The sequence below is a fragment of the Bifidobacterium sp. UTBIF-78 genome (assembly GCF_006408945.1).
GTDB classification, from domain to species: Bacteria; Actinomycetota; Actinomycetes; order Actinomycetales; family Bifidobacteriaceae; genus Bifidobacterium; species Bifidobacterium myosotis.
Genome location: NZ_JFAO01000023.1, coordinates 44,187 through 62,828, shown reverse-complemented (window position 1 = coordinate 62,828; position 18,642 = coordinate 44,187). Strand labels below are relative to the sequence as shown.

Annotated in this window: 10 protein-coding genes, 1 tRNA gene and 3 pseudogenes; 12 read left to right on the top strand and 2 right to left on the bottom strand. The window is 61.7% G+C overall.

All coding sequences use genetic code 11. The features are described from left to right. The first annotated feature begins 1 nt into the window (after position 1). Entirely contained in the window at positions 2-1,744 is a 1,743-nt protein-coding gene (locus BG22_RS06320) for a glycoside hydrolase family 36 protein (protein WP_258186242.1), read from the top strand. Positions 1,745-1,801: 57 nt separating this feature from the next. Here BG22_RS06320 and BG22_RS06315 read toward each other — a convergent pair. Continuing rightward, positions 1,802-2,813: pseudogene (locus tag BG22_RS06315) on the bottom strand (LacI family DNA-binding transcriptional regulator). 160 nt (positions 2,814-2,973) lie between these two features. Between BG22_RS06315 and BG22_RS06310 the strand changes: the two are divergent. The 8 genes and pseudogenes from BG22_RS06310 to BG22_RS06280 all read left to right on the top strand — a co-directional run bounded on the left by BG22_RS06310 (position 2,974) and on the right by BG22_RS06280 (position 13,545). Beyond that, on the top strand, positions 2,974-4,242 hold the full coding sequence (locus BG22_RS06310) for a sugar ABC transporter substrate-binding protein (RefSeq protein WP_258186241.1): 1,269 nt from the start codon (positions 2,974-2,976) through the stop codon (positions 4,240-4,242). Positions 4,243-4,547: 305 nt separating this feature from the next. Next, a complete protein-coding gene (locus BG22_RS06305; RefSeq protein ID WP_140494183.1) occupies positions 4,548-5,465 on the top strand; it encodes a carbohydrate ABC transporter permease in 918 nt (305 codons plus the stop codon). A gap of 51 nt (positions 5,466-5,516) precedes the next feature. Continuing rightward, entirely contained in the window at positions 5,517-6,359 is an 843-nt protein-coding gene (locus BG22_RS06300; RefSeq protein ID WP_140494181.1) for a carbohydrate ABC transporter permease, read from the top strand. A gap of 34 nt (positions 6,360-6,393) precedes the next feature. After that, the gene (locus BG22_RS06295; protein ID WP_140494179.1) at positions 6,394-8,415 is read left to right on the top strand and encodes a glycoside hydrolase family 127 protein; all 2,022 of its coding nucleotides are present in this window, start codon (positions 6,394-6,396) and stop codon (positions 8,413-8,415) included. 570 nt (positions 8,416-8,985) lie between these two features. Continuing rightward, complete coding sequence (locus BG22_RS06290) at positions 8,986-9,513, top strand: MarR family winged helix-turn-helix transcriptional regulator (RefSeq protein ID WP_140494177.1); 528 nt, start codon at positions 8,986-8,988, stop codon at positions 9,511-9,513. Between the two features lie 175 nt (positions 9,514-9,688). Further along, a pseudogene (locus BG22_RS11470) lies at positions 9,689-10,603 on the top strand (ABC transporter permease); the annotation flags it as partial. A gap of 210 nt (positions 10,604-10,813) precedes the next feature. After that, positions 10,814-11,635: pseudogene (locus BG22_RS11465) on the top strand (ABC transporter ATP-binding protein); the annotation flags it as partial. A gap of 68 nt (positions 11,636-11,703) precedes the next feature. After that, the gene (locus tag BG22_RS06280) at positions 11,704-13,545 is read left to right on the top strand and encodes an ABC transporter ATP-binding protein (RefSeq protein WP_140494173.1); all 1,842 of its coding nucleotides are present in this window, start codon (positions 11,704-11,706) and stop codon (positions 13,543-13,545) included. Positions 13,546-14,065: 520 nt separating this feature from the next. Here the strand turns inward: BG22_RS06280 and BG22_RS06270 are convergent. Next, positions 14,066-15,391 carry an FAD:protein FMN transferase gene (locus BG22_RS06270; RefSeq protein ID WP_258186239.1) on the bottom strand — a complete coding sequence of 442 codons (1,326 nt, stop codon included), beginning with the start codon at positions 15,389-15,391 and terminating at the stop codon, positions 14,066-14,068. Between the two features lie 118 nt (positions 15,392-15,509). Here BG22_RS06270 and BG22_RS06265 point away from each other — a divergent pair, with 118 nt between their 5' ends. The 3 genes from BG22_RS06265 (at position 15,510) to rsmI (ending at position 18,617) form a co-directional block, all read left to right on the top strand. After that, a complete protein-coding gene (locus BG22_RS06265; RefSeq protein WP_140494171.1) occupies positions 15,510-16,958 on the top strand; it encodes an MFS transporter in 1,449 nt (482 codons plus the stop codon). Between the two features lie 225 nt (positions 16,959-17,183). Next, positions 17,184-17,256, top strand: a tRNA-Ala gene (locus BG22_RS06260). A 158-nt stretch (positions 17,257-17,414) separates the two neighbouring features. Next, a complete protein-coding gene (gene rsmI / locus BG22_RS06255) occupies positions 17,415-18,617 on the top strand; it encodes a 16S rRNA (cytidine(1402)-2'-O)-methyltransferase (RefSeq protein WP_308810458.1) in 1,203 nt (400 codons plus the stop codon). Positions 18,618-18,642: the final 25 nt, after the last annotated feature.

Genomic DNA, 18,642 nt, shown 5'->3' with positions numbered 1-18,642 from the left:
GATAATCCTCGATTCCGTGACCAGCTGGACCAGCGAATTCGGCGCGCCGGCCGGGCAGGATGCAGATCTCGGTGCTTGGTGTCTGCATGAAAGCCGCTTCGACTGGCTGGCCGAAGGCCGGTGGCAAACCCAGTCCGTACGTGGCCTGCTGCCGAAATTCAGTCAGGAGATCACCGCAGTGGACCCCCGTCAGGAGTATGCGAAGATTTCCACGGGCACCTGGTCCACCGGCATGGCAGCACCGCTGGGCGTATTGGAATCCGAGCGTTTCGGCCTGACTTGGTTGTTCCAGATCGAGCACAATGGTGCATGGCGTTGGGAGATCCACGACGACACCACGGACGGCGGCGTGGCGCTCTCCGGTCCGACCAGCGAGAACCATTCCTGGGAGCATGTGCTCCAGCCTGGCGCATCTTTCACCACGGTGCCGGCATCCTTCGCACTCGCTCACACCTTTGACGAGACGATTGCCGCGGTGACCGACTACCGGCGTGCGTTCCGCCTGCCGCATCGGGACAATGAGCGCCCGAGCGTGGTGTTCAACGACTACATGAACACGATCTACGGCGATCCGACCACCGCCAAGGAGCTGCCGTTGATCAAGGCCGCCGCCGAAGTGGGCGTCCAGATCTTCGTCATCGACTGCGGTTGGTACGACGACACCGGCAACTGGTGGCCGTCGGTGGGCGAGTGGATGCCCTCGAAAACCCGTTTTCCGGGCGAGAAGGGCATCGTCGAGGTCATCGATGCGATTCGCGAGCAGGGTATGATTCCCGGCATTTGGCTTGAGCCCGAGGTCATCGGTGTGGAGTCGCCCATGGCCGCCAAACTGCCTGACTCCGCATTCTTCCAGCGTCACGGCCAGCGTGTGCGGGAGCAGGACCGTTACCTGCTCGATTTGCGCGATGACGCTGCTCGTGCACACTTGGATTCGGTGATTGACCGTCTGGTCAAGGAATACGGCATCGGCTACTTCAAGTTCGACTACAACGTCTCGCCTGGTGCGGGCAGCGATTACGAGGCTGACAGTGCGGGCGATGGCATGCTAGGGCACAATCGAGCCTACAGCGCATGGATCGACTCACTGTATCGTCGCTATCCCGATCTCATCATCGAGAACTGCTCATCGGGTGGCATGCGCGAGGACTTCGCGCAGCTCTCCCGTTTCCAGGTGCAGTCCACGTCCGATCAGCAGGACTGGAAGTTGTATCCGGCGATCGCTGCCGCGGCGCCGATGCTCATGCTGCCTGAGCAGGCCGCGAGCTGGGCCTACCCGCAGTCCGGCATGACCGACGAGGAGACCGCGTTCAACATCAACACCACATTCCTTGGCCGGTTCTTCCTGTCCGGCTACCTGAACCGCATGGATGACGCCCAACATGCGCTCGTCGAGTCTGGCATCAAGGCGTATAAGCAACATGTGCAACCGGTCATCGGCTCTTCGGTGCCGTTCTGGCCGCTCGGACTGCCGAAATGGGACGATGTGGTGGTGGCGTTGGGCTTGAAGACCGCAGATGGCGATGCGCTGATTACGGTCTGGGCTCGTGATCCGTTCTGCGCCCATGCCACGCTGAACCTGCCGCAATTCGCTGGGCATGAGGTGCGTGTGACGCCGGTCTTCCCCACGGGAACTGAGGGATTCGAGCTGTGGAACACGTTCTGGAATATCGCTGATGGTACCTTGCGCGTTGATTTGCCGGTGGGCCAGTACGCTTCGCGCACGTTCAAGGTCACGGCTCGATGACACGCGTCTGCGCAGTGGACGCATGATAGGCCAATAGGCCGTAGTGCCCTGGAACCGCTAATGCCGTGCCATGGTGGATTCGCGGATGATCAGCGAACAGTCCATGGTGGTGATGCCTTTGGCCGGATGCCCTTTGATGGCGGACAGCAGCATTCGCGCCGCTCTACGGCCGACTTCGTGCAGGTTGTTGTCGAACGTGGTTATGGGTATGCGGCATTCGGTGGCGGTGACCGACCAATTGTCATGCCCAATCACCGCCACATCTTCGGGTACCCGTATGCCATGATTCAGGAATGATTCGATGCTGCCGCGCGCCAGCATGTCGTTCAGGCAATACAGGCCATCCACCTGTGCCCCGGATTCGATGAGCAGGTTGGTGGCCGCACGTCCCCAGGATTCGTGCCAGTTGCCGTATCGGGTGGGTGCCGAGAAGCTCAGTCCGGCGGCAGCCATAGCCTGCTCGGCGCCTGCGACGCGATCCGCCGTGGCCCGGTAGTATTCCGGGCCCGCCAGCACTGCGATATGCGTGCGCCCTTGGCCGAGCAGATGATTGATGGCGGCTTCCCCGGCGCACATTGTCCACGGTGATCGAGCAGTCATTGGGGTCAGTCGATGGCGCATAGGCGTATACGATTGGTATGCCAAGCGCGGTGCTGGGGCGAACCGGTGGCCGCGCGTCGGTCTCGCCGCCCAGAATCAGCAGGCCGTCGACTCCTCGCGCGGCCAATTGATCGATATGCGCTCGTTCGATCTTCGGGTCGCCGCGTGAATTCGTCAGCAGCACAGCATGATTGGCCACGCCCAAGGTGTCTTCCGCGCCGGAAAGCGCCGGCATGGAGAAACGTCCCTCGAAATCTGCCGATACCAAACCGATAAGCCCGGACTGGTGGTGTGCGGTCTGTTGTTTTGCCTGCGCGCGCTGCGTGTATCCGAGTTCCTTGGCGGTGGTCTGTACCAGCCGACGTGTATGGGCGGCGATGTTTCCAGTGCCATTGAGCGCTTTTGATGCGGTGGCAAGGGAAACGTGAGAAGCGTTGGCCACGTCTTGCAAGGTAACACGCGAACTCATGCTGCCATTGTAGGAAAACTTTCCTAACCGTGCAAATATATGAAGATTATTTTTCTTGGTTCTTATGCTGAAGTTGCTTGCTTACCACACCTCATTGCAGAGCGATCCTCATGGTCGAGAGAGTGGCCGGCAATCAAGAAACACGAAGAAAGGACACATCGTGAATGTTCGTTTTTCCCGCGCTGTGAAGAAAGCCATCGCTGCGGTCGCCGCTGTTGCGTCCCTGGGCGCCATGGCTGCCTGCGGAAACTCCACCAACGCATCCTCCGGTGGAGATGACAACACCCTGACATTCTCCTACTGGGATACCTTCCCGGTTCTTGAGGAGTTCAAGAAGGCGAATCCGGACATCGAGCTCAAGGAAGTCAAGGTTCCGGGCGACTCCTACAACACCAAGATCAACCAGATGATCCTCGGTAACAACGCCCCCGATGTGATGCTGCTGCAGGAGGCCGACTATGTACGTTACGCCAAGAACGGCGTGATCGACAAGCTCGATGACAAGCTGGCCGACATGGGCGTCGATACCGACGACCTGCTGCCCGCCGTCAAGGGCATCGCCGATGAGGTCGACGGCTACTACGGTCTCTCCCAGGGCATGGCCACCGAGATCATGTACTACAACAAGGATATGTTTGACGCCGCAGGCGTGGCCTATCCGACCTCCGATTGGACGTGGGACGACTACGCGGCCGCCGCCCAGAAGCTCACCAAGACCGAGGGCGGCCAGACTACCCAGTGGGGCTCCGACGCACCGAGCTTCAACGGTGTGTGGTACTCCCTGGCTGGCCAGGGCGGTGACGATGTCGTCAAGGACGGCAAGCTGTCCCTCGGCAAGGGTCTCAAGGCCGCTCTCGAGTACCAGAACAAGATGACCAACGAGCTTAAGGTGCAGCCCGCCCCGTCCTCCGGCTCCAAGGTCTCCGATCTGTTCGCCGCAGGCCAGGCTGCCATGACTCTCGGCGGCAGCTGGCTGATCTCCACCACATACAAGGACGCAGACTTCAACTGGGATATCGCCCCGATGCCGGCCGCCCCGGACGGACAGGACTACAACTCCCTGCACACCTCCTTCTTCGCCATCTCCTCCACCTCCAAGCACAAGACCGCCGCTGAGAAGTTCATCAAGTGGATGATGAGCGACGAGGGCCAGATTGCCCTTGAGAAGGCCAACGCCAACATCTCCCCGTTCAAGTCCATCGGTGACAAGGGCGATTACCAGGTGCAGGGCGCACACGGTCCGAGCAACTGGGACGCGTTCACCGAGGCTGCAGAGCAGGGCAAGTTCGGCTACACCACCGTGGCTTCCACCCCGACCTTCGACCTGTACAACCAGATCAATGCCTATATCCTTGGCCAGACCTCTGAGAACGATGTGCTCAAGACCGCCGTTGACAAGGCCAACAAGGACATCGAAGACGCCCAGTGACAATAGGCTGACCATGCGACGGTGGCCGTACGGGCAACCGAACATCCAAATAATCGAATAACCCGATATTCAATCGTTTCGGCGATTGAATATCGGCAAGGCTCCTCGGGGCCTGCCATCAATCTCCTCATTGTTTCTCCTTCCTCCTATTCGCCCGGTTGCCGGCCGCCGATTAAGGTCGGTCACCGGCAACCGGGCACTCCTTTGCTTCCGTGCGCCAGGCGGATGCTCGGCCGGGCACTGATTTCACACTTCAACCAAACCAATCAATATCGTCCAATACTGTCCAGAAAGGGATATGCACCATGTCATCCGTTGCAGTATCCGCATCCTCGAGAAAGGCCCCCAAGCCTCGGAAACGCTCGGATGCCGCCGCCGGTTGGGGATTCCTGAGCCCGTGGATTATCGGATTCCTCGTGTTCAGCGGCTTCCCGATCCTCTTCAGCTTCTATCTGAGCCTGACCAAGTGGAACCTGCTGGGGCAGCCACAGTTCGTTGGACTGAAGAACTATGCGGACCTGTTGTCCGGCGATTCCGAACTGGGCAAGACGCTGTTGGTCACCTTCATCTTCACCATCATCAACGTCGGCGTCTCCATTCTCTTCTCGCTCATCCTGGCCATGCTGCTCAACACGAAGGTGCGATTCAAGGGTCTGTTCCAGTTCTTCTACTATGTGCCCACCATCATGCCGTCTGTGGTTATGGCGGGCTGCATGACGCTGATGTTCAACCCACAGCTGGGCGTGGTCAACTACGTGCTCAAGGCCATCGGCGTGAACAATCCGCCGAACTGGACCGGTAGCACCACGCTGGTGTGGCTGGTCGTGGCCTACGCCTCCATCTTCACCTTCGCCACCGGTCAGCAGATGCTGGTCTTCTCCGCGGCGCTCAAGGATGTGCCTACCGAGCTGTATGAGGCCGCATCCCTCGACGGAGCCAACGGCTGGCAGAAATTCTGGCATGTCACCATTCCGGGCATCGCCCCGATGATGCTGTTCAATGTGGTCAGCTGCACGGTCAATTCCTTCAACGGCGCCTTCACCCTGCTCTACCCGTTGACCGGCGGCGGTCCTGGCGACGCCACCAAGGTGCTCGGCCTGTTGATCTACGACAAGGCCTTCAAGAGCTTCAACATGGGTCAGGCCTCCGCGCTGGCCGTGGTGCTCTTCCTCATCGTGGCCGTCATCGGCGCGGTGCAGTTCAAGCTCATGGATCGCAAGTGACGGTTCGGGCGCACGCTTCCGACGAACCGCTTCAGACGAAAAGAGTGAATCATGTTTAAAGCACCGAAATGGTACACCGTCCTGCAGTACGTGGTGATGATCATCGTCGCACTGTTCATGTTCTTCCCGATCTACTGGATTTTCTGCAACTCGCTCAAGACGCTGACAGGCATCTCCTCCTGGCCGCCTCAGTTGTTCCCCTCTGATCCGCAGTGGAGCAACTACGCCGAAGTGCTGAGCAACCCCTCCACGTTGCTGTATCTGCGCAACACCCTGATCTTGTGCGTCTTCAACACGTTGGGTACGTTGCTTTCGAGTTCCATCGTGGCCTATCCGTTGGCTCGTATGCATTTCAAGGGCCGCGGTGTGGTTTTCGGCATCATCATCGCCACGATGATGGTTCCGACCGCCACCTTGGTGATTCCGCAGTACCTGCTGTTCCGCGCGTTCGGCATGCTGGACTCCTTCTGGCCGCTGATCCTGCCAAGCTTCTTCGCCCAGCCGTACAACGTGTTCCTGTTCCGTCAGTTCTTCGTCTCCATTCCGGATTCCATCGATGAGGCCGCCATGCTGGACGGCTGCAACCGTTGGCAGGCATTCTGGAAGGTCATCGTGCCGCTCGGCAAGCCGATCTTCATCACTGTGGGCATCATGTCCGCCAGCTTCTGGTGGAACGAACTGTTCACCCCGCTGGTCTTCATCGACTCCGATGAGCTCAAGCCGCTGACCGTGGGCGCGCTGACCTCCTTCCAGCTCGCCGGCGGTGGCAACCAGACCAACTGGCCGTTGCAGATGGCGTTCTCCATGCTGATGATTATCCCTCCGGCCATCCTGTACATCTTCTGCTCGAAGTACATCACCGAAGGCATCAAGACCAGCGGTATGAAGGACTGATTTCCGCCTGATGCGGGAGAGAGGACGAAATCTTATGACTGGCATCACACCGCGGAGTGCCGTGCGCACTGTGGTGGCGGGGGAGTCGGCCTGCCCGAATGTGGGCATCACCTCCAAGTTCTGGGGGCGGTATCGCCGCATGACGGTCGACAACGCCCTGCCGTACCAGTGGCGTGCCCTGAATGACGAGGTGCCGGTGGACGTGCCTGAAGGCGGTGCTTGGGGCGAGAACGGCAGCAAGTTCAGCCACTCCATGCGCAATCTGCGCATCGCCGCAGGCCGCGAGCCCGGCACGTTCTCCGGCCAGCCTTTCCAGGACACTGACGTGTCCAAATGGCTGGAGGCCGCAAGCTATGCGCTTCGGTACGCGGGGCGTACGGAAGGTGCGGATCTCGACACGCTCGAGCGTCGGGTCGACGAGGTGATCGGACTGTTCGCCGATGCGCAGGATTCAGATGGCTACCTTGACACCAAGTTCGAGATTGGTCTTCCTGCCGACCAGCGATTCCGGAGCCTGCGTTGGAGCCACGAACTCTACACCATGGGCCATTTCATTGAAGCCGCTGTGGCCCATTGGGAATCCACCGGTTCGCATCGTGCTCTGGACATAGCCGAGCGCGTCGCCGCGTGCATCGACAGTCATTTCGGTGACGAAGGCGGCAAGGTGCATGGCCCGGATGGGCACCCCGAAATCGAATTGGCGTTGGCGCGGCTCTACGAGGCGACCGGTGAACGCCGCTGGCTCGACCTTGCGGCTTGGTTCATTCGCGTGCGCGGCATGGATCCGGAGTTCTTCGACGAGCAGGATTATGCCGGCGGGCCGAAGTTCTACCCTGGTCTCGAGATGCCGCGCAGCTATTTCATCATGGACAAGCCGGTGCTCGACTTGGATAAGGCCGAGGGCCACGCTGTCCGCCTGCTGTACATGGCCACCGCCATTGCCAAGGTGGGCAGCCTCCTTGGTGACGAGCGCATGCTGGCCGCGGCGGAGCGTTTATGGGCGAACATCGTGCGGCACCGCATGTATATCACCGGCAATGTGGGCTCCTGCCAGATTGGCGAATCGTTCAGTTACGACGATGATCTGCCGAACGACCTCGGCTACGGCGAGACCTGCGCTTCGGTGGCCATGTTGTTCTTTGCAAGGGCATTGATGGACCGCAAACCGCGTGGCAGCATCGCCGACGTGATGGAGACGGAGCTGTTCAACGGCATGCTCGCCGGTATCCAATTGGATGGCACCCGCTACTTCTACGTGAATCCGCTCGAGGCGGATCCCGCCGCCACCAAAGGCAACCCGACCAAGGCGCACGTGCTCACTCGCCGTGCCGGATGGTTCGATTGCGCCTGCTGCCCGGCGAATATCGTGCGCCTTATCGCTTCGCTCGACCGGTACCTGTATACGGTCAAGGGCGACACGATCTACGCTCACCAGTTCATCGCCAATGTCGCCGATTTCGGCGATGGCGTCACAGTGGAACAGGCCCAAGAGGGCGAGGGATACCCGTGGAACGGCAATATCACCTTCCATGTGGAGAACCCGAACCGTCTATCCCGCAAGCTGGCCGTGCGCATCCCCGGATGGTCCCGCCGCTGGGTGCTGGAGGTGGACGGTCGGCGCACACATGTGCAGCCGATCGATGGGTTCATCACCGTGGACATCTCCAAGGAACAGACTTCGATTCGACTCGAGCTCGACATGTCGGTTCGCCGCATGCGCGCATCGCTGCGGGTCAAGGCCGATGCGGGCAAGATCGCCGTCATGCGTGGCCCCGTCGTCTACTGCATGGAGGAATCCGACAATCCCCACGATCTGTGGACGTATGCGATGCCGGTGGATGCCGAAGTCGAAGAGCGTTATGACGAGAAGCTGCTCGAAGGCGTGGAGGTATTGCAATTCCAGGGTGTGCGAGAAAGTGCGGAATCGGACTCCCTGTACGTCACCGCGGTTCGCGCGTCTGAATGGCGTCGCGATTGCATCACGATGATTCCGTACTACGCTTGGTGCAATCGCACCGAAGGCCAGATGCAGGTCTGGGTACGCGAAACCGTGTGACAATACCTGCAACGTCTATGGAGATGCGCGCAAATGGATGATCGTGGATTCCCGCCGGTGCCTGTCGCTGGACTGACGACAATTCGGCAGACGATGTAGACGATTCGGATGATCAGAACGACGATGCCGACGATAACTGATCGCCATTGAACATGTGAGCAGCGAGCAACGAGCAAGTTGTTCAACCGTTGTTGAGCGGCTTTCCCGACCGGACGGTTTGGGGGAGCCGCTCAACGATATGTGCCCCTTCCTGTTGCGGGGGTATGGCGGCGTCTGACAAAGAGCTTGGCCAGCCTTCCCCTGCCTTCCGTTTGACGTTCGTAGCGTGCGGAGATGTGTATAGCCGGAAGGAATAAGGAAGGAATAAGATTCGCGCGATCCTAGTGGTCGCAGATACCGCGAATTGTTTACAGTGTGAGGTAGTCTAGGATGACTGTGTGGCGCAGCGCGTCCGGCGGCGACTGATGCCTTGGCGGCGTGGATGCGCTCGGGGCGAGTAGCGGGGTCGCTTGCGAGGCGGCGAAAGCTGCTCGTGATTATATGACGCGCTGCCGGAGAATGGAAGGCGATATGGGCTTTGAGGATGAGGCTGTCCACGAATTGTGGACCACGGTATGGGGGCATAGGTCGGCGATGCAACGCGAGATGGTGCGCGGCGCGCACGGCGAGGCGTTCGCCATCCGGCAGCTGGCCCATGTCGGTACGATGACCCCGTCGCAACTGGCGGACGCCATGCATGCCACCTCCGGCCGCGTCTCCACATTGTTGGCTTCCATGGAGAAAAAGGGGCTGGTGACGCGCGAGGTCGATCCGGACGACCGTCGCGTGGTCCGGGTGAGCCTCACTGAAGCCGGCCGCGAGCGTGGACGCCGCGATATGCAGGAGATGCGGGACGCCGTCTGCTGGATCTTCTCGCAGATGGGGGAGCGCAGAACGCGTGAATTCCTCGATTTGACCGGCGAATTCATGACCTACATGTCAATCTGCCGTCCGGGGGAGCCGCGGCCCACGCCGGACGAGGTGCGGGCCGCGTTCGACGAGCGTGCGAAACGCGCGGAAGCGGAGTGGGCCGATAGTGGTCAGAGCTCGCGGAAATAAGCGCCGATAGCCGTGTGCGACGGCTGGCGATTTCACGCCTGGAGAAATATGCGATGTGCATGGCTCCTTGTCGGCGCCGCGCGTAATATCTTACAGTGTAAGTAATTTAATAATGAAAGATGATTTTGGCGGAGTGGGCGTCGGCAATACATCAACGCAGCCCGTGCGCTAACGCATGGTCCGCGTAATACAACTCACAACTCACGCGACCGTTCGGCCGAAGCCAATCAACCTAATCAGCCAATCAACCCAAAACCACCAACAAACCAAGGGGAAACCAATGCTTCGCATCCTGAAATACCTCTCCAAAGCGGAGATCGGTCAGATGCTCATCGCCCTGGTGACCATCGTCGGGCAGATTTACTTCGACCTGAAGCTGCCCGACTACATGTCGGACATCACCAAGCTGGTCGAAACGCCGGGCAGCGCCATGTCGGACATCTGGATCGCCGGCGGCAAGATGCTGCTCATCTCGCTCGGCTCCGTGGCCTGCGCCGTCGTGACGGGATTCCTCGCCGCGCGCGTCGGCTCGTCGTTCACACGACGGCTGCGCTCGCTGGAGTTCCGGCAGGTCGAGTCGTTCGGGCCGGCCGAAATGAGTCGGTTCTCCACCGCAAGCCTTATCACCCGTTCGACCAACGACATCACGCAGATCCAGATGTTCATCACCATCGGCCTGATGCTCATCGTCAAGTCGCCGATTATGGCCGTCTGGGCCGTGGCGAAAATCGCCGGCGAAGGCTTCGAATGGACACTCGCCACCGGCATCGCCACCGCGCTGCTGCTCGGCGCGATCGTGACGATGATGGCCATGGTCATGCCAAAGTTCAAGGCCATGCAGGCCCTCACCGACAACATCAACCTCGTGGCGCGCGAGAACCTCACCGGCCTCAGGGTCGTGCGCGCCTACAACGCCGAGGACTATCAGGAAGCCAAATTCACCAAGGCCAACGACGATCTGACCAACACCCAGCTGTTCACCAACCGCGTCATGGCGTTCATGATGCCGCTCATGAACACGGTGATGAACGGCCTCATGCTCGCGGTCTACTGGATCGGCGCCTACCTCATCGACGCCGCCGCGCTCACCGACAAGCTCACCGTGTTCTCCAACATGGTGGTCTTCTCCAACTATTCCGTGCAGGTCATCATGAGCTTCCTGCTCATGAGCATGGTGTTCGTGCTCTGGCCGCGCGCCGACGTGTCCGCCCAGCGCGTGCTCGAGGTGCTCGACACCAAGCCGATGGTCACGGACGGCAGCGAAACCGCCGCCGAACGGGCCGTCGAGACCGCCGAGCGCGGCACAGTGGAATTCCGCAACGTCAGTTTCGCCTATCCGGATTCGCGCGAGGCCACGCTTGAGGGCATCAGCTTCACCGCCAAGCCCGGCCAGACGGTCGCGTTCATCGGTTCCACCGGCTCCGGCAAGTCGTCGCTGATCAATCTGGTCCCGCGCCTTTACGACGTCACCGGCGGACAGGTGCTGGTCGACGGCGTGGACGTGCGCGACTACGGCCTCAAATCCCTGCGCGGCAAGATTGGCTACGTGCCGCAGCAGTCGGTGCTGTTCAAGGGCACGGTGGCCAGCAATGTCAGTTATGGCGACGATGTGGCCGGTGATACAGCCGATTCCGGTGCTGAATCCGCCGTTGCGACTCCCGGCGCCGATGCCGCATCCGTCTCCTCCCGCGACCGCATCTCCCGCGTGAAGGTCGCCGCCGACGTGGCCCAGGCCACCGAATTCGTGAGTCGTATGGACGGCGGATTCGATGCCGCGATCGCCCAGGGCGGCTCGAACGTGTCCGGCGGTCAGAAGCAGCGTCTGTCCATCGCCCGCGCGGTCTACCGTCACCCGGAGATCCTGATCTTCGACGACTCGTTCTCGGCGCTCGACTTCAAGACCGACCGCGAGGTGCGCGACGCGCTCGCCCGCGAGGCCAAGGATTCCACCAAGCTCATCGTCGCCCAGCGCATCGGCACCATCATGAACGCCGACCGCATCGTTGTGCTCGACGACGGCCGCGTGGTCGGCCAGGGCACCCACCGCGAGCTGCTGGGCAGCTGCGACGTGTACCGGCAGATCGCCGAATCCCAGCTCAGCCAATCGGAGCTTACCGCGTAAGGCGCGGGCGCTTCGTCACATCTCCCTCATCAGAGGGCAGCGGATACGGACTTTCATAAGGAGAAACAATGCCAAAAGGACCTATGGGGCATGGGCCTGGCGCAGGGCGCGCGGTCGAAAAGCCCGATGATTTCGGCAAAGTCATGGGCAAACTCGTGCATTACTGCCGCAACTACGTTCCCGTCATTATCATCGCGCTGATCCTGGGCGCCATCGGTACGATCTGCCAGATCATCGGACCGGACAAGCTCAAGGACATGACCAACGAGATCGTCAAGGGACTGCCCGCCATCGTCAACGGGCGGCCGGTCATGCGGTCGGTCGACTTCGCGGCGGTCGGGCGCATCGCCTGGCTGCTGGTCGCCCTCTACGTGGGCTATGCGGTGCTCGGCTACGCGCAGAGCTGGCTGATGGCGAACGTCACCCAGCGCACGGCCCAGCGGCTGCGCGAGTCGATTTCGGTCAAGATCAACAAACTCCCGCTCAAGTACTTCGACAAGGTGAGCTACGGCGACGTGCTCTCCCGCATCACCAACGATGTGGACGCCATCGGGCAGACGCTGGGGCAGTCGCTCGGCGCGCTGATCACCTCGGTGACGCTGTTCGTGGGCGCGCTGGTCATGATGTTCTATAACAACGTGATCATGACCCTGTGCGCCATCGGAACCAGCCTGCTCGGCATGGTGCTCATGATGGCGATCATGAAGACCTCGCAGAAGTACTTCGTGCGCCAGCAGATGGCGCTGGGCGATGTGAACGGTCATGTGGAGGAGATGTACGCCGGGCATCTCATCGTCAAGGCGTACAACGGCGAGGCGGATTCGATCGAACGCTTCGAGAAGTACAACGCCGATCTGTATGAATCCGGCTGGAAGTCGCAGTTCCTCTCCGGCCTGATGATGCCGCTCATGCAGTTCGTGGGCAACCTCGGCTACGTGGTGGTGTGCGTGGTGGGCGCGGCGCTCGCCATGGATGGGCAGATCGAGTTCGGTGTGATCGTGGCGTTCATGATGTACATCCGCCTGTTCACCCAGCCGCTTTCGCAGTTCGCCCAGGCCTTCCAGAACCTGCAGCGCTGCGCGGCGGCCGCCGAACGCGTGTTCGGCTTCCTCGAGGAGCCGGAGATGGCCGACGAGTCCGGCAAGCCGGCCCTGCTGGGAGCCGAAGGCCGGCCGGTGCGTGGCGATGTGGAGTTCAGCCATGTGCAGTTCGGTTACGAGCCGGACAAGCCCATCATTCACGACTTTTCCGCGTCCGTCGCGGCCGGGCAGAAGGTCGCCATCGTGGGGCCCACAGGCGCCGGCAAGACCACGATGGTCAACCTGCTTATGCGCTTCTACGAGATTTCCGGCGGCTCGATCTCCATTGACGGCGTGGACACCAAGTCCGTGCCGCGCTGGAACGTGCACGATCAGTTCTCCATGGTGTTGCAGGACACATGGGTGTTCCGAGGCGCCGTGCGCGAGAACATCGCGTACGCCAAGCCCGGCGTGACCGACGAGGAGATCGAGGCCGCATGCCATGCCGTGGGTCTCGACCATTTCGTGCGTTCACTGCCGCAGGGCTACGACACCGTGCTCGACGACAAGTCGTCGCTGTCCGCCGGGCAGAAGCAGCTGCTCACCATCGCCCGCGCGATGGTGCAGGATGCGCCGATCCTGATTCTGGACGAGGCGACCTCGTCGGTCGATACCCGTACCGAGGAGCTCATCCAGAAGGCCATGGACGCGCTGACCGTCGGCCGCACGTCGTTCGTCATCGCGCACCGGCTCTCCACCATTCGCGATGCCGATATGATCCTCGTCATGAACCACGGCGACGTGATTGAGCGCGGCACCCACGACGAGCTTCTGGCGGCGGGCGGTTTCTACGCCGACCTCTATAACTCCCAGTTCTCGCTCGCCGACTGATGGCGCGTCTTCTGCGTTGCTGCCCGCTGCGACGTACCTTCGTACGCCTTTGCGGGCGCGCCTTGAAGCCACGCGCATCAGTCGGTTCGCTGCGCTCGCTGATTGATGGCGCGTCTTTTCGACGTACATATGGAACCGGCTCGCGTCATGCGAGCCGGAGATACATACTGTTGGTGCCGGGAATGGGTTTGAATCCGAAATGACTGTAGAAGGAGCGGGCTGAATCATCATATGGGTCAACGATGATGGCTCTCGACCCCAGCTGCAGACTGATGCCACGCGATCGTGCGATGGCGAGAGGATATCTCGCTTGTGAGGGGTACATTGGCGGGTTTTCGGGCACGTATCTGCTTTGCAAGGGGTACGTCGAATGCGGAATCGCGAGTACGAACGTTGCTATTGCGCCGTCTATACATGGGGTTCAGGCAATGAGGTACCCCTTGCAAAGCAGATACGTGCCCGCGGAGGCGCTAATGTACCCCTTGCAACGGAGATAGCTTTGGGCTATGGCGTGAGGCCGTCATTTCACGAAGAAGCTGCCGGGGAAATCGGGGGATTGGGCCGCCGTGTGGTCGGCGTTGAGCACTGCGCACTCGAAATGGAAGTGGGCGCGCAGGTGCGTGGCTGGGGTGACGAACAAGGCGGTGGCCAGTCCGTCGGCCAAGGCCGTGCATGGTGCCGCAACCCATGTAGCTGCGACGTCATTGACGGGCAGGCCGTCGATGGCATTGAGCAGGTGGTGCAGCCGGTGCCCGGCAACTTCGCCCCAATGCCGGCGACTGGGCGAGCTCGCACAGAACGCGCCGGCGCTGATTTCGGCTGTGCCCACAGCGTTGCTCGGGTCGGCCGGGTCTTCAAGGGCGATGGTGATCGGTTCGTCTGTGTGGATCAATAGGTCGCCGCCCGCGTCGATCACGTATTGAGGGGATGGCGGCATGGGCTGCGTGGGTATGGCGTCTGGGCGATTGCCGCTGATATGGCCGGCATTGTCGGGCTCATCGTCCGCATCACGGCGTTCGTCGCCTCTGCCTGCTGGTTCGTCGGTTTGTGCGACCTGCGTGCGATGCTGTCCGGTAGCTTCCAGCATCTCCGCAATTAGATCCACCAGATATCCCTTGCCGCATGCGCCGAAATCGAGCGCGACTGGCTGGCGCGTGATGAGTGTGGTGCCGTGCCGCTCCACATCGTCTCGCCAGGTCGCGCGGCCGTGAAGTGCGCCGAGGCGGCCGCTGTCCCGCAAGCGCCCGCCGTTGCCTATATTGCCGGTCGTGTCGTTGCCGGTCGCGTCGCCGTCTTCGTGGCCGTCGTCGGCTACGGTTCGGTTGTCGTTGTCGTTGTCGTTCGCGTCGCCGTCTGCCCCGAACGCGTCCGGATCCACCGTAAACGAATATGCGGCGTCGTACCCCAAACGAATCAGGTCCTCGCCGACGCACGGGTCGATCGCGCCGGCGGTCGCCTCGATCAGCCGGTCGTACAGGTCGAATAGCGGGCCGCACCAATCGGGGAACGTGAAGGTGCCGCCGTGCTCGGCCAGCCGCATCCGCGTCACTAACGATTTCGCGCGGAAGCGGGAGAGCGCGGCCTCGTATTCGTCGATGAGGATGTCGATGGCGTCGTACAGCGAGATGGTGGGCGGTGTGGCGCCGGGTGCGGCGTGAGGTGTGGGGGAGGCGGCGCCGTCCGTCCGCGGGGCGTCGCAGGTCGCGAAGTCGTTGTTTCCGCCCTGCAATAGCGCCGGCAAGGGGACGCGCTCGTCTCCGTCCAATGTGGACTGAATGATAAGCCCTGTGCCGAGGGCGTGCGGGAATGCCATCGTGCGCGGCAGGCGATGTTGATGTCCGTCCATGCCTACCATCGTAGGAGGCGTGCTGAGTAAGTCGCGCAGATGGTTTGGGCATGGTGCGTGCCGCACGCGCCGCCGGTGTTAGACTAATGTTGACACAGCGTCAACAAGGAGGTTCGACATGGGTGACTCTGCGAGTGCTGCCGTACATGGCGGCGCGGTCGATGCGACGACGAGAGAGGGCGCGACGGCGAATGTCAAAGCGGTCAAAGACCTGCCGCTGCCCAAGGTGTGGGCCTTCGCGATTGGCCAGTTCGGTTGGGCGCTGCTGTCCGGCATCATTTCCAACTGGCTGGTTTACTTCTACCAGCCCGATCAGGAGACCATTGCCCAAGGCCAGACCGTGTTCGTGCCGCAGGGACTTGTGGTGCTCGGCATCGTGACGGTCGTGGGCGGCATCACCGCGTTCGCCCGCTTCTTCGACGCCTTCGTGGACCCGGCCGTCGCGTCCCTGTCCGACCGCTGCGACGCGCGCTCGGGCCGGCGCATGCCGTTCCTCAAGTTCGCCGCCCTGCCGCTCGCCCTGATTACCGTGCTCGTGTTCTGGAGCCCGATCAACGGTACGAGCTGGGTGAACGCCGCGTTCCTGTTCGTCACCGTGATCGGCTACTACATCGCACTCACGTTCTACTGCACGCCGTACAATGCGCTCATCGCCGAGCTCGGGCACGATTCCAAGCAGCAGCTCACCATCTCCACCGCCATCTCGTTCACATGGGTGGCCGGCACCGCAATCGCGTACGTGGCGCCGGTGATTTGGGGAGGCCTGGTGCCGGCGATGGGCCGCATCACCGCCATCCGCGTGACTTTCACCATCATGGCCGCCGTGGCGTTCGTGTGCATGCTGGTGCCGCCGCTGGCCATCCGCGAGCGTGACTACGTCAACTCGCAACCCACCTCCGAATCGACCGTCGAATCCCTGAAGCAGACGTTCGGTGATGGCGAGTTCCGCAAGTTCGTCTGCTCCGATGTGGTCTACTGGGTGGCCATCACCACGTTCCAGACCGGGCTGCCGTTCTTCGTGACCTCGCTGCTCAAGCTGCCCGAGACCACCACGACCATCTACTTCGTGCTCATGACCGGCGTCTCCGTGCTGTTCTACCTGCCAGTGAATCTGCTGGCCAACCGCGTGGGCAAGAAGAGCCTGCTGCTGGTGGCGTTCGTGATCTTTACCTGTGCGTTCGCGTTCGCCGGTGCGCTCGGTTCCGGTGCGCTCGCCTTCCTGCCGGCGATGACGCAGGGACTGATTCTCTCGGTGGTGGGTGCGATTCCGATGGCCGCGTTCGGCATCCTGCCGCAGGCGATCGTGGCGAACATCGCCGATGCCAGCTCGCGCGTGACCGGTCAGGATCGTCAGGGCATGTTCTACGCCGCCCGCACGTTCGCGATGAAGATGGGCCAGTCCGTGGCGATGCTGCTGTTCACAGGCGTTTCGACGATTGGTGTGGCGTCCGGTATGGGCTACCGCATCGCGGCGGTGTGCGCGGCCGTGTTGTGCGGCATCGGCGGCATCGTGTTCGCGTTCTACAACGAGCGCAAGGTGCTGGATGTGCTGGGTGCGGAGCGGTGACGCTTGGCGCCTGAGGCCGGTCGACCGGTCGGTTGGTCGGCTGGGAGGTCGGCTGGTCGACCAGGGTCGGGTGGCATGGAGATATGAAGGTAATACGATGAGCATGACGATACGACGCCGGTGATACGACAGACGATACGACACACTGGACACGCGAATTGCGTTTGACCGCACCCCGTACTATATTGATGCGAGTTGCTTTGCGGAGCAGAGCAACAATCCAATGGGGCTGTAGCTCAGTTGGTAGAGCGCTTCGTTCGCATCGAAGAGGTCGCGGTTTCGACTACCGTCAGCTCCACTAGCCTCCCGCTTTCATTCCACCGCGGGAGGCTTTTTCTTTATCAACCGTAGTGGCTGTGAGAACTGTTTCGGGCGGTTGTGCTCAGTGCCGTGCGTTTGCGAAGAATTTACGTAGCCTGAGGGTCGCGTTCCGTGACTTGAGGAATACTGGAGTGTATGACAAGTGCAACCGATTTCCCCGAACAGCTCCGCAACGACGATGCCGCGGAGGTGAAGCCCGACGAGTCCGGTGAGTCCGGAAAATCCGGCGTCTGGGGACATGGTCGGGCGGAATCGGACGCGGCCAGCTCCGCAGCAGTCCGCGATTCCGGCATTATCGACAACCCGGCACCCGCGGATGGCGAATCCACCGGATTCGAATTTGAATCTGCGCCTGAATCTGTATCCGAATCCGAACCTGCATCCGAATCCGTTGATGCCAGCTCCGATGTCGAGTCTGCTGCGCCCACATCCGACTCCCGCGCCGCGGCCGTGACCATCCCGTCCGGAACCGTGGTGTTGGCCGCTACGCCGATCGGCAACACCGGTGACGCCTCCGCCCGTCTGGTCGCCCTGCTCGAACGCGCCGACATCGTGGCAGCCGAGGACACGCGCCGTCTTTACGACCTTGCCCGGCGCCTCGGGGTGTATGTGAACGGCCGCGTGGTCGCCTATCACGATCACAACGAGCGCGGCAAGGCGGACGGTCTGCTCGACCAGGTCGAAACCGGCGCCACTGTGCTGGTGGTCTCTGACGCCGGCATGCCCACCATCAACGATCCGGGTTTGGCCATCGTGCGCCGCGCCATCGAACGCGGTCTGCCGGTCACCTGCGCGCCCGGTCCCTCCGCTGTGCTGGACGCGCTGGCGCTCTCCGGCCTGCCCACCGACCGCTTCTGCTACGAGGGTTTCCTGCCGCGCAAGCACGCCGAGCGCGTGCAGTATCTACGCACGATGCTCGGCGAACGCCGCACCATCGTGTTCTACGAGACGCCTCACCGCATCGCCGATTCGATGGATGACCTGCTCGACGCCTTCGGCCCCAACCGCCCGATGGCGCTGTGCCGCGAGCTCACCAAGGACTACGAGGAGATCCGGCGCGGCACGATCGGCGAAATCCGTCAGGGTGTGATTGACAATCCGCCGCGCGGCGAGATGGTGCTGGTGATCGGCGGCGCCTCCGACGAGGAGGCCGAAGCCGCCGCACCCAGCAGCCTGAGCGTGGAGGACATGGCCGTGCTCGCCATCGACCGCGCGCTTGAGGACGGCCTGCGCATCAAGGACGCCATTGCTCAGGTGGTGCAGGAGCATCCGCAGGCCGACGGGTCGCTGGCCAACCGCAAGCAGGTGTATCAGGCCGTACTGGATATCAAGGGGTGATTTGGGGTTGCTCTGAGGCTGATCA